Below are 10,843 nucleotides of genomic sequence, written 5' to 3' on the forward strand. Positions count from 1 at the left end.
GCCACATTGAAGAATTGCGCCTTCGGGCAGCGAAGCCGGGTTGGATCTCCAGCCCGGCTTTTTCTATGGCGGTGCGCTGATGGAATTCGAAATTCGGGCGAACATGGCCGATGTGTCGGCGAGGCTGGCATCGGTTGCCAGCGAGCAGATCCCGTTTGCCACGGCGCTCGCGCTGACCTGGACGGCCAAGGATGTGCTCGCCGCCGAGAAGCGCACGATGGGGCAGGTGTTCGATCGGCCGACGCCGTTTTCCAAGAACGCCTTCCAGGTGGTGCCCGCCACGAAGACGCGGCTCGTTGCCTCGGTGGTGCAGAAGACGGCGACAGGCACCTCGCATCCTCGCAACTGGTTCAATCCTCAGGTCCATGGTGGGACGCGTCGACACAAGGCTTTCGAGCGGCATCTGATCGCAGTCGGTGCGATGCCGTCGAACCTCTACGCAGTGCCGTCGCGGGCCTGTCCCAAGGATGCCTATGGCAACGTGCGCGGCTCTGTGATCATGCAGATCCTGTCCGACCTTGGCGCACAGGCGGTCGACGTCTGGCAGAATGCCTCGGCTCGATCGCGGCGACGCAACCGGCGGGAGCGGTTCTTTCTGCTGAAGGCGTCGAACACGCCTCTCGCCATCGCCATCAACAAGGGCGGCCGGCTCGTCGTCTACTTCAACTACGTGCGGACCCCGAACTACCGGAAGCGCTTCCCCTTCTACGAGGTCGGGCAGTCGGTAGGCGAGGCACTGGCAGCGACGAACTTCCGGAAGGCCTTCACCACGGCCATCGCCAGCCGGCGCCGAGGCTGACCGGCCTCTGAGAAAAAGCCGATCCGACGCGGGGCCCCAACCCTTTTGGGTCCTTCCAGAGAAAAACCCGCCTGGGGGTAATTCGCTCCCCGGTCGGTCGATCTGTGCGCATCTCGAAAGCGCGTTGGGTTGATATTGTTGTTGTTGTTCAAGAGGGTGCGACGTGACGACTGACGTTGAGCGCTTCCCGCTGCCGCAAGGTGTGGCCGATGCCGTTCTCAACAAGTCCCAGCTTGCGCGCGCCCTCAACGTCTCGGAACCAACCGTTGATCGTTGGATCGGCGACGGGATGCCGGTGCTCTCGACCGGTACGAATGGCCGTTCCTATGAGTTCCAGCTTTCCGAGTGCTACGCTTGGCGCAAAGCACGGGAAGCCGAGCGGGAAGCCGAGAACGATGCGGCCGAACGTGCGGTTCAGGAAATGCGCCTCGCCCTGGTCGGTGGGAAAGCTGGAACGTCCGAGCAAGCGTTGCCACCACGCGAACGGCGCGAGCTCTATGCGGCCGAACGCGAGTACATGGCCATGTCGCAGGCGCGCGGCGAGTTGGTGCGTTTTGACGACATGGTCGACGTGCTCGACGGTGCGCTAGCTGCTGTCCGAGCCGGTATCGAGGCAATGCCCGATCGCCTTGGCCGCGAACTGTCGTTGACCACTCCGCAAGTCCTGGTCGCCGTCCGGCTCGCCGACGACATCCTCGACGATCTCTCGAAGTCGCTTGCCAAGTTCGTAGAACAGCAGCGGGCGAAGGGCGAGAAGGTATCCGCATGAACGTTCAGAGCTTCCGCCGCGACCGTGAAGGGCCGGTGCCGTCCTTCGCACGAGCCGTGAGCGCGCTTGCGGCCACCGTCAAATCCGTGGCGCCGATCGAGCGGGTTTCGGTTGCCGCCGCCGCAGAGATGTATCGGCGGATCTCCTCGGGTGGTGCTCGCACCAAATGGCGCAACGACGTCGCGCCTTACATGGTCGAGCCGATGGACATGACCGACAGTCGGCGTTTTCGCGGGCTGATCTTCGTGGGCCCGGCGCGTTCGGTGAAGTCGGAAGCGCTGATCAACAACGTGATCGCCCATCGCGTGAAGTGCCGGCCGCGCGTCGGCCGTCTGATCTGCCCCGATGAGAAGGCGGCGCGCGAATACTCGCTGTCGAAGCTCGACACGATGATCTGGGACTCGCCCGACATTTCGGCGCAGATCATGCCGGGCCGCTACTCGATGACCACCTACGAGAAGCGCTTCCTTGGCGGGATGCGCCTCACGCTCGGATGGCCGGTGAAGTCGCATCTTGCGATGGTCGACCTCTTCGACATCCTCTTCACCGACTATGACCGCATGCCGATGGACGTCGACGGCGAGGGCTCGCCCTGGGGCCTCGGCTTCAAGCGTATCCAGACCTTCGGCACGCAGGGCATGGCGATCGCCGAGAGTTCGCCGGGCAAGCCGATCCTTGACGAGGCGTGGCGGGCGCCGGCCGACGCACCGCACATGGCGCCGCCGTGCGATGGCATCCTGTCGCTCTACAACGACGGCACGCGCGCCCGTCGCTACTGGCAGTGTGATCATTGCGGCGAACTGTTCGAACCGGATTTCAAGCTGTTCGACTATCCCAAGGACGGCGATCCGATGGAGCGCGGCCGAAAGGCGGTGATGCTCTGTCCGCATTGCGGTGGGGTCCACGAGCCGGCGCGTCGGCGGGATCTCGATGCGGCCGGGGTGTGGCTGCACGAAGGACCGGGCGGCGTACTCGCCCGGATCGATGACGAGGTGCGCGACACCGAAATCGTCTCCTACTGGCTGAAGGGGCCATGCGCCGCCTTCCAGCCTTGGGCACAGCTCGTCAGCCAATATCTGACGGCCAAGGAGACCTATGACGCGACCGGCAGCGAAGAGAAGCTGAAGACGACCGTCAACGTCGATCAGGCATTGCCCTACAAGCCGCAGTCGGCCGACAGCGAAACCGAACTGACGCCGGATACGCTCCGCGACAAGCCGGCGCCGATCGTCGTCAAGACACTGCCGGCCGGCACGCGCTTCGTCCTGTTGTCGGTCGACGTGCAGGCAAATCGCTTCGTCGTTCAGGCGGACGCCTTCGGTCTCGGACTTGAGCGCTGGATGGTCGACCGCTTCGACATCCACGCGCCGCCGGCCAAGGCGCCCGGCGCCGGGACGCGCGCCATTGCGCCGCCGCTCTATTCCGAGGATTGGGCAGCGCTCGACGAGCTGTTGAGCAAGCCCTATCCGGTGGAGGGTAGCGGTTGGCGGATGCTGCCGGCGGCGATCATCGTCGACAGCGGCGGCGCGCCTGGCACCACGCAAAACGCCTACGCTTGGTGGCGCAAGGCGCGTAAAGCGTTCGGCCGGCGCCGGGTGTTCCTGGTGAAGGGCCTCGGTGGCGTTGATCGCCAGCCCCGTGCTCAGGAACGCGAGCCGGAGAAGATCGACCAGACGCGACAGACCAAGGCCAATCCACGCCGCCGCAAGACGGTCAACGTGGTGTTCGCGGCGTCCGACGTCCTCAAAGACGAAGTTGCCGTTTCGTTGGCGCGCAAGGTTCCGGGGCCGGGTGCCTATCACTTGGCGTCCGGACTGCCGCCGGAGGTCTACACCGAACTATGCGCCGAACGCCGATCGGCGGACGGCTGGGAGCCGAAGCCGGGGCAACGGCGTAACGAGGCTTTCGACTGTGCCTATTACGGCAAGGCGCTCGCCATCGTGCTCGGCGCCGAGTCCATTGACTGGACCAATCCGCCGCTTTGGGCCGCCTCGATCGAGGCCAACGCGTGGGCGCTCAGACCGGAAAATGACAACGCACCGGCTCCGCTCGCTCCGGCGGCTCCGCAAGCATCGGCGACAATCGAAACAACGGAAGACACCAAGGCGCCGCCTCCGGCGCCCGTCGCGGCAAGGCCTCGCGGCCGCCGGATGCGCTCAAGAGGACTGAGATAATGGCCGGGATCACGCTGGAACAGGCAGAAACGCAACTTGACCTCTGGATGGCCGCCTCAACGGCGGTTGCGTCCTCACAGTCCTACGAGATCGGCGGGCGCAAGCTGACGCGGGCGGACGCGGCAACCATCCGCGACAACATCGAGTTCTGGGAAGCCAAGGTTCTGAAGCTCACAGGCGGCGGGCGTCGCGGGCCGCGCTATGGGGTGTCGGCATGAGCAAAGCGTCGGTTCCGAAGGTCCGCAATCACGGCAAACGACGACAGAGGAGCGCCGGGATTGCGGTGGCCGCGCCGAACCTGGTTGACCGCGTCGTCGGATACTTCAACCCGACCGCCGGGCTTGAGCGGGCAAAGGCGCGGACCCTGCTCAGCATGTCTCTCGAAGGCGGCTATAAGGGCGGCAAGACCGGCCGGCGGCCGACGCGGAATTGGCATCCGGGCGAAGGGTCGGCCGATGCCGATTTGTTGCCGGAGCTTCGCGATTTGCGCAGCCGGTCGCGGGATCTCGCGCGAAACATGCCCGTGGCGACCGGCGCCATTTCGACCAACGTCGGCCATGTCGTTGGAGACGGTCTCCAGCCACAAGCGAAGATCGACCACGAAGTGCTCGGGATCTCGCCTGAGGAAGCCGCCGCGCTTGGACGACAGGCGGAGACGGAATGGGGCCTGTTTGCGGCAACGCTCGATTTCACCCGCGTGCAGTCCGACGAGGACATGCAAGGCACGGTGTTTCGGGGCGTGTTGGAAAGCGGCGATATCTTCGGGGTGCGCCGCTATCGCAAGGATGCCGGCGACACCTACGGGACGAAGGTGCAGCTCGTTGAGGCCGACCGGGTTTCCAACCCGAATTGGGGCGGCGATCGGCCGAACCTAGCCGGCGGCGTCCAGGTCGACGCGGATGGGGTGCCTGTCGCCTATCACATGACCAACCGGCACCCTGGCGAATTGAGCTCCAGTCGCTTGGAATGGACGGCCATGCCGGCCCGTTTCACCGATGGCCGACCGCTGGTGTTGCATCTCTTCGACCGTCTCAGGCCGGAACAGTCGCGCGGCATCCCGTACCTCGCCCCCGTGATCGAGGCGTTGCACGAACTCGGCGAGTATACAGACGCCGAGGTACGGGCCGCTGTGATCTCGGCCTATTTCACGGTGTTCGTCAAAAAGCAGGCTGCGACGGACGAAGGTCCGCTGCCAGCCGGACAGGGCGGCGGTGCTGATAGCGATGAGATCGAGTTGGCACCGGGCGCGGTTGTCGAGCTTGCCGAAGGCGAGGATGTGCAGATTGCCAACCCCGGCCGGCCCAATCCGGCCCTCGATGCTTTCCTGACCGCCATGCTCCGGCAGATCGGCGTTGCGCTGGAACTGCCGTTCGAAGTGTTGGTGAAGCACTTCACGTCGAGCTATACGGCCGGCCGCGCCGCGCTGGAGATGGCCTTCTTCTTCTGGCGCCGCCGTCGTGGTTGGCTCGCCCGCAACTGGTGTCAGCAGCTCTACACGTGGATGTGGGAAGAGGCGGTTGCGATAGGCCGGCTCAAGGCGCCCAGCTTCTTCACCGATCCGGTGAAACGGCAGGCCTACCTCTATGCCGAGTGGATCGGGCCGACCCGGATCTCTCTTGATCCGCTCAAGGAAGCCAAGGCCGATGACGTCGACCTGACCAATGGCGCCACCACCTTGCAGAAGATCGGCATTCAGAGAACCGGCGGCGACTGGCAGGACAACATTCTTCAGCGCGGCCGCGAAAAGCGCCTGATGCGTGCCGAGGGCATCGAGCCGGCGCCGGTCGCGACACCGGCCGGGAGTGCTCCGCCGGCCGAGCCGGACGAAGACGACAACTGAGGACACCAACATGATGAGACTTGCAGCGGAGGCGTTTGAAACGCCTCTGATGATTGACGCACGCAAGGCCGCGACCATTGCCACGGTGCTCGGCCCGCGCCTTCTCGGCTCGTCCGTGGTGGTGGTCGACCATGCCGGGATCGAACATGACGTTCATCGCCAGCATGCCGGTGTCGTCGGCGAGCCGGTGCGGCGGATCATGGAAAAGCGCGAGATGTTCGGCTTCATGCGCATCGGCGCCGTGGGCATCATCCCGATTGAAGGCACGCTTGTGCGTAAAGGCGCCTTCCTTGGTCAGTCCTCCGGCGAGACCTCTTATGAGGGGCTATCGGCACAGGTGGCGCGGGCGATGGACCCCGCCATTCGCGGCGTCGTCTTCGAGGTGGACAGCTTCGGTGGAGTGGTCAACGGCGCCTTTGAGCTGGCCGACCAGATCCATGCCCTGTCGCAGGTCAAGCCGACCCTCGCCATTCTGACGGATTACGCTATGTCGGCCGCCTATCTCCAGGCCTCGCAGTGTCGACAGATCGTCATGCCGAAGCACGGCGCGGCCGGCTCGATCGGCGTCATCACCATGCACGTCGATCGCTCGGCGGCCGTCGAACAGTCCGGCCTCAAGGTGACGGTGGTCAAATCCGGCGCCAAGAAGGATCAGGGCTCCTCTCTTGGCCCGCTTTCCGATGACTATCTCGCCCGTCTTCAGACGAGCGTGGATGCGGCCCGCGACGAGTTCGCCGACGTGGTCGCCCGTGGGCGCGGCGCCCGCCTGACCAAAGCCGCCGCACTCGCAACTGAAGCCGACTGGTTCGAAGGGGAAACGGCTGTTGCCGCCGGCCTTGTCGACGCCATCGCAGATCCCCGTGAGGCTTTCGAGGCCTTCGCCGCCGCCATCAACGCGGCCAACACTGGAGCGTGAAACATGAGCTTGCTTGCCAACACCATCCTCGCCGCCGTGAGCGATCCGGCCGCCACCAACCCGGGGCCTGTCGCGTCCGCCGCCTCGGCGCCGGCCGTGGATCTGGACGCCATTCGCGCCGAGGCCGCCGCCGCCGAACGCACCCGCATCATGTCGATTGATGCGCTCGCCGTTGCCGGCTGCGAGACGCTGATCGCCGACGCCAAGTCCAACGGCTGGACGCCGGGCGACACTGCAACCGCCGTCGTCGCCAAGATCAAGGCCGACGGCATGCTCGACGCTGTCGCCGCGCTGTCGAGCGCCGCCGCGACGGTGCCGGCGATCGCCGCCGATACCACCGAAGCTGGCACGGCGGCTCCTGTCGCCGGAGCGCCCGAAGGCCCGGAAACTTGGGCCAAGAGCTGGCACGCCTCTGAGAAGCTTCAGGAAGAGTTTCCGACAGCCGAGGCCTACGTCGCCGTGAAGCGGCGCGAGACGCTGGCGGGCTGACCCCGCCGAACTAACCCAAAGGCGGCCGTCGCCGCCAACCTTAGGAGACAGACATGACCACGCTTGCCAAGAACAAGACGCGGGAGTTCTCGCTCGGCGACGAGGAAGAGTATCCCGTCGTTGCCGCCGACATCATCTTCCAGGGCGCCGCAGTCGGCGAGAATGGCGCCGGCTATTCGCGGCCGCTGGTTGCCGCCGATCCCTTCCAGGGCTTCGCCATCGCACAGGCGGACAACTCCACCGGTGGTGCAGGTGAAGTCACCGTTCGCGTGAAGTCGCGCGGCCGGATCGTCCTCGACATCGCCGGCATCGCCATTACCGCCAACGATCGCCCGGCGGTCTATGCCTCCGATGATGACACCTTCACGCTCGCCGCCGCCGGCAACAGCCTTATCGGCTACGTGTCGCGCTGGATCTCCGCCGGCACGGCCCTCGTCGAATTCGACGCCGCCCTCGTGAAAGCCGCTCTTCAGGCCTGATCCCAAGTCTTAGCGCCACGCATTTCCGTGTGACGCCTGTCCATTTTGACCGCGCAACGAACCTCGTTGGCGCGGTTTTTCATTTCGTGGAGAACAGACATGCTGCCCTCGCAGTATAGGAAAATCACGGCGCGCGGCGTCCAGGGCCTCATCCTCGCCCGCCTCGACACAGGCGATAACTCGTGGGTCGATGCGATCGCCATGCGCATCAACTCCGATCAGGCGACCGAAGAATACGGCTGGCTTGGCTCTTCGCCGGCCATGCGCGAGTTCATCGGTGGTCGCACCCCGGCGGAACTTGCCGAAAACACCTTCAGGATCTCCAACAAGGATTATGAGGGGTCGATCACCGTCAAGCTGAAGGATCTTCGCCGCGACAAGCTGGGCATGATCCAGGTGCGAACCAATCAGCTCGCCGATCGTGCCATGGACCATCCGGCGTCTCTGATTTCCAAGCTGCTCGTCGGCGGCGCCAGCAAGCTTTGCTATGACGGGAAATACTTCTTCGACACGGCGCATGAGGAGGGCAAGTCCGGCCCTCAGTCCAATAAGCTCAACGTCAAGGCTGAGACGCCGGACGCGCCGACCGTCGAGGAGTTCTCGTCTGCCATTCTCAGTGGCATTCAGGCCATCTACGGCTTCAAGGATGATCGCGGCGAGCCGATCAACCAGTCGGCCAAGGCGTTTCAGGTGCAGGTGCCGATTTCCCTCATGGGAACGGCGCTCACCGCGACCACGGCGCTCCTCGGCAACGGCGGCAAGAGCAACGTCCTGCCGGCGCTGGCCGGCAAGTTCTCGCTCGATGTCGTGCCGAACCCGCGCCTTTCTTGGACGAACACCTTCGCGATGCTGCGCACCGACGAGGCGGCGAAGCCCTTCATTCTCCAGCAGGAGGGCGAAGCGGACGTCATCACGCTCGATGAAAGCTCCGAGTACTGCAAGCTCAACAAGGAATGCCTGTTCGGCATCGACTGGTCGGGCAACGTCGGCTTTGCCTATTGGCAGCATGCCGTACAGACGACCTTCGCCGCCGGCTGATCCATCCCCTAACTCGCAGAACCGATGACCGGCCGCCTGACGCGGCCGGCCTATCCGGAGTGATCATCATGGCAAAAGAGAAGTTCGCCGCTTACCGCGTTCTTGATCGGGTGGGCTATGGCGTTGGCGTTCGCCTGCAACTGACGGCATCCCAGATCGCCGACCGCCGGCACGCCCTCGACGTCGAAGACGAGAAAGCCGGCGTCGTCTCGGTAAAGGAGCCGATTGAGTTCCGTGCCGGAGAAGAGATCGGCATCACGCACACGTTGACGCGCCACGAGGAAACCGCGCTCGAGCCGGTCGACAAGGCCGCATCTCGCAAGGCCAAAACGTCAGTCCCGGTCTCCAAGCCGGCACCTGTTGTCGACGATGGGCCCGACACCGATGAGGCTGGCGCCGATCAGGGCACCGGTGAAGACAACGTCGACAGCGACGACGACGCGGATGGTCCCGATGTGGGCGCCGCCGATGAGGGCAACGGCGAAGCGGACGGCGACGATGCCGGTGGAAACTGAGGCCGATCGGCGGTCCTTCTTCAATACCGCCGAGTACGGCCGCGAAGCCACCTACACCCCGCCCGGAGGTCCTGCCCGGACCATCGCCATCCTCGACGACTGGCAAGCCCTCGATCTCCTGACCGATGGCGTCGCCGGCATCGAGGCGGACAGTCTGAAGGTGTCGGCGCTGGCCGATGACGTCCCCGACACCTCTCGTGACGCTCGCCTGATGCTCAGCGGCGTCACCTACAAGGTGGCGAGGGCGCATCCGGACGGCACCGGCTTCGTCGTTCTGACGCTGGTGGAGGCATGATGCATCACCGCAGCAAGATCAGACAGCGTCTCGTCACTGTCCTCGACGCCATCCCCGAGCTGACGGGCAACGTCGAAGCCAGCCGGCGCTATCCGCTCGAACGCGGTTTCACCATGGCCGCGACCGTACAGACGCTCGACGAGGCGTCAACGCTCGACATCGAAGACGATGAAGATGGAGACGGCCTCCGCCGGACGGTTCGCCTTCAGATCATCGTCTCGCTGCAAGATGGCGCTGATCCCGACACCGCACTCGACGACATCGCCGAGAAGATAGAGGCCGCGATCGAGGCGGACGACATCCTTCAAGGGCTCGTCCATTCGATCCGTCTCGACAGTACCCGCTTTGACATCCCCGGCGCCGATGGCGGCGAGGAACAGCCGACGCAACCTGTCATCCGCGTCGGCTTCATCTACACGGCGACCTACTTCACGGCCGCTGCCGACCCGGCCCGCTCCTACTGAGCCGGCCATCCTCCGGAGACATCAATGACCGATCTCACGCCCATTCGCTTTGGCGCCGGCACGCTGTACGTCGAAGACCTGGCAACGCCTGGCACCTATATCAAGCTCATCGGCTTCACTCAGATGAGCCTCACTTACAAGAAGTCGACCGGAACGACGGTCGTTCCCGATCCCGATGACCCCGACGCGGCCGCCTGGGAGGTGACGGACACCACCTCGCTCGGCTGGTCGATTGGAGCGCAAGGCGTTTGCGCGGCCGAACAGTTGCCGCTCCTCGACGCCCTCAGCCAGCGCGGAACGTCGGTACCGATCCGATGGGATGTGAAGGGAGCCGGCAAGGGAGTGGACACCCCGAAGCGACGCTATGCCGGCAGTGCCGTCATCACCCATGACATTACCGGCCAGCGCGGCGAGCGCTATCAGGTGAAGCTCGACGGCACCGGCGACGGCCCGCTGACGCCGACCGATGTCGCGGCGGACGCCTGACATGAGCCGGGACGCTTCCACCTCCGGCGTGTTCGGCGATGGCGAACACACCTTCCGCATGGGCATCGGCGAGCTGCGCGAGCTTCAGGAGAAGACGGGCGTCTCGCCCTTTGCGGTGCTCGCCCGTCTCACGGCCTACATGCCCATGGTCGACGACGCGCCGGACATCATCCGCATCGGGCTCGTCGGCGGCGGTATGGCGCCGATCGACGCCGTTCGCCTCACCGATCGCTATGCGCGGCAGCGCCCGCCGGCGGAATCGATCCCGTTGGCAACGGCGATCCTCAAGGCCGGGCTTCTCGGCGTTCCGGACGAAAAGCCGGGAAAATCGGAGGGGGAGGCGGCAGCGGAAACGCCTCTCCCGACAACCGGCTGAAGTTCGCCGTCTACTACGGCCTCGGCGCCGCGATGGGGTTTACCCCACAACAGGTGGACAGAATGAGCCTTTGGCAGTTTCAGGCCGCTTACGCGGGCTGGGCCGAAGCCAACGGCGCCACTGTCGAAGAAGACCTGTCCGAAGACGAATGGAAGGCCGCAGAAGCGGCCTTCGACGAAGCCCCCGACAGCATCAGGTGACAC

Annotated in this window: 15 protein-coding genes; all 15 read left to right on the plus strand. The window is 65.0% G+C overall.

From position 1 onward, the window contains the following. Window positions 1-79 precede the first annotated feature (79 nt). The 15 genes from M4J40_RS21750 to M4J40_RS21820 all read left to right on the plus strand — a co-directional run bounded on the left by M4J40_RS21750 (window position 80) and on the right by M4J40_RS21820 (window position 10,840). Entirely contained in the window at window positions 80-799 is a 720-nt protein-coding gene (locus M4J40_RS21750) for a hypothetical protein (protein WP_251756500.1), read from the plus strand. Between the two features lie 163 nt (window positions 800-962). Next, a complete protein-coding gene (locus M4J40_RS21755) occupies window positions 963-1,568 on the plus strand; it encodes a terminase small subunit (RefSeq protein ID WP_251756501.1) in 606 nt (201 codons plus the stop codon). Further along, the gene (locus M4J40_RS21760) at window positions 1,565-3,742 is read left to right on the plus strand and encodes a terminase gpA endonuclease subunit (RefSeq protein WP_251756502.1); all 2,178 of its coding nucleotides are present in this window, start codon (window positions 1,565-1,567) and stop codon (window positions 3,740-3,742) included. The genes M4J40_RS21755 and M4J40_RS21760 overlap by 4 nt, the downstream gene beginning before the upstream one ends. After that, a complete protein-coding gene (locus M4J40_RS21765; RefSeq protein ID WP_251756503.1) occupies window positions 3,742-3,960 on the plus strand; it encodes a DUF6148 family protein in 219 nt (72 codons plus the stop codon). The genes M4J40_RS21760 and M4J40_RS21765 overlap by 1 nt, the downstream gene beginning before the upstream one ends. Further along, window positions 3,957-5,582, plus strand: coding sequence for a phage portal protein (locus M4J40_RS21770; RefSeq protein ID WP_251756504.1), 1,626 nt, complete (start codon window positions 3,957-3,959; stop codon window positions 5,580-5,582). Before M4J40_RS21765 ends, M4J40_RS21770 begins: the two co-directional genes overlap by 4 nt. 10 nt (window positions 5,583-5,592) lie before the next feature. Continuing rightward, entirely contained in the window at window positions 5,593-6,498 is a 906-nt protein-coding gene (locus tag M4J40_RS21775) for a S49 family peptidase (protein ID WP_251756505.1), read from the plus strand. 3 nt (window positions 6,499-6,501) lie between these two features. After that, window positions 6,502-6,987 carry a hypothetical protein gene (locus M4J40_RS21780; RefSeq protein WP_251756506.1) on the plus strand — a complete coding sequence of 162 codons (486 nt, stop codon included), beginning with the start codon at window positions 6,502-6,504 and terminating at the stop codon, window positions 6,985-6,987. A gap of 53 nt (window positions 6,988-7,040) precedes the next feature. After that, complete coding sequence (locus M4J40_RS21785; RefSeq protein ID WP_251756507.1) at window positions 7,041-7,466, plus strand: hypothetical protein; 426 nt, start codon at window positions 7,041-7,043, stop codon at window positions 7,464-7,466. A 99-nt stretch (window positions 7,467-7,565) separates the two neighbouring features. After that, window positions 7,566-8,504 carry a Mu-like prophage major head subunit gpT family protein gene (locus M4J40_RS21790; RefSeq protein ID WP_251756508.1) on the plus strand — a complete coding sequence of 313 codons (939 nt, stop codon included), beginning with the start codon at window positions 7,566-7,568 and terminating at the stop codon, window positions 8,502-8,504. A gap of 68 nt (window positions 8,505-8,572) precedes the next feature. Beyond that, window positions 8,573-9,019 (plus strand): hypothetical protein, encoded by a 447-nt coding sequence (locus M4J40_RS21795; RefSeq protein ID WP_251756509.1) that lies wholly within the window; start codon window positions 8,573-8,575, stop codon window positions 9,017-9,019. Further along, on the plus strand, window positions 9,003-9,314 hold the full coding sequence (locus tag M4J40_RS21800) for a hypothetical protein (RefSeq protein WP_251756510.1): 312 nt from the start codon (window positions 9,003-9,005) through the stop codon (window positions 9,312-9,314). Before M4J40_RS21795 ends, M4J40_RS21800 begins: the two co-directional genes overlap by 17 nt. Next, a complete protein-coding gene (locus tag M4J40_RS21805; RefSeq protein WP_251756511.1) occupies window positions 9,311-9,778 on the plus strand; it encodes a hypothetical protein in 468 nt (155 codons plus the stop codon). Before M4J40_RS21800 ends, M4J40_RS21805 begins: the two co-directional genes overlap by 4 nt. 24 nt (window positions 9,779-9,802) lie before the next feature. Then, window positions 9,803-10,264, plus strand: coding sequence for a phage tail tube protein (locus M4J40_RS21810; RefSeq protein WP_251756512.1), 462 nt, complete (start codon window positions 9,803-9,805; stop codon window positions 10,262-10,264). A 1-nt stretch (window position 10,265) separates the two neighbouring features. Beyond that, window positions 10,266-10,640, plus strand: a complete 375-nt coding sequence (locus M4J40_RS21815; protein WP_251756513.1) for a gene transfer agent family protein — start codon at window positions 10,266-10,268, stop codon at window positions 10,638-10,640. Between the two features lie 62 nt (window positions 10,641-10,702). Beyond that, window positions 10,703-10,840, plus strand: coding sequence for a hypothetical protein (locus M4J40_RS21820; protein WP_251756514.1), 138 nt, complete (start codon window positions 10,703-10,705; stop codon window positions 10,838-10,840). Window positions 10,841-10,843: the final 3 nt, after the last annotated feature.

It is taken from the genome of Pleomorphomonas sp. JP5 (genome assembly GCF_023721815.1).
Lineage (GTDB): Bacteria > Pseudomonadota > Alphaproteobacteria > Rhizobiales > Pleomorphomonadaceae > Pleomorphomonas.

Excerpts from the sequence above, each read along its gene's own strand:
- M4J40_RS21815 (WP_251756513.1), top strand. The coding sequence starts at position 10,266 with ATGAGCCGGGACGCTTCCACCTCCGGCGTGTTCGGCGATGGCGAACAC.
- M4J40_RS21800 (WP_251756510.1), top strand. The coding sequence starts at position 9,003 with ATGCCGGTGGAAACTGAGGCCGATCGGCGGTCCTTCTTCAATACCGCC.
- M4J40_RS21785 (WP_251756507.1), top strand. The coding sequence starts at position 7,041 with ATGACCACGCTTGCCAAGAACAAGACGCGGGAGTTCTCGCTCGGCGAC.
- M4J40_RS21810 (WP_251756512.1), top strand. The coding sequence starts at position 9,803 with ATGACCGATCTCACGCCCATTCGCTTTGGCGCCGGCACGCTGTACGTC.
- M4J40_RS21790 (WP_251756508.1), top strand. The coding sequence starts at position 7,566 with ATGCTGCCCTCGCAGTATAGGAAAATCACGGCGCGCGGCGTCCAGGGC.
- M4J40_RS21770 (WP_251756504.1), top strand. The coding sequence starts at position 3,957 with ATGAGCAAAGCGTCGGTTCCGAAGGTCCGCAATCACGGCAAACGACGA.
- M4J40_RS21795 (WP_251756509.1), top strand. The coding sequence starts at position 8,573 with ATGGCAAAAGAGAAGTTCGCCGCTTACCGCGTTCTTGATCGGGTGGGC.
- M4J40_RS21760 (WP_251756502.1), top strand. The coding sequence starts at position 1,565 with ATGAACGTTCAGAGCTTCCGCCGCGACCGTGAAGGGCCGGTGCCGTCC.
- M4J40_RS21750 (WP_251756500.1), top strand. The coding sequence starts at position 80 with ATGGAATTCGAAATTCGGGCGAACATGGCCGATGTGTCGGCGAGGCTG.
- M4J40_RS21805 (WP_251756511.1), top strand. The coding sequence starts at position 9,311 with ATGATGCATCACCGCAGCAAGATCAGACAGCGTCTCGTCACTGTCCTC.
- M4J40_RS21820 (WP_251756514.1), top strand. The coding sequence starts at position 10,703 with ATGAGCCTTTGGCAGTTTCAGGCCGCTTACGCGGGCTGGGCCGAAGCC.
- M4J40_RS21775 (WP_251756505.1), top strand. The coding sequence starts at position 5,593 with ATGATGAGACTTGCAGCGGAGGCGTTTGAAACGCCTCTGATGATTGAC.
- M4J40_RS21765 (WP_251756503.1), top strand. The coding sequence starts at position 3,742 with ATGGCCGGGATCACGCTGGAACAGGCAGAAACGCAACTTGACCTCTGG.
- M4J40_RS21780 (WP_251756506.1), top strand. The coding sequence starts at position 6,502 with ATGAGCTTGCTTGCCAACACCATCCTCGCCGCCGTGAGCGATCCGGCC.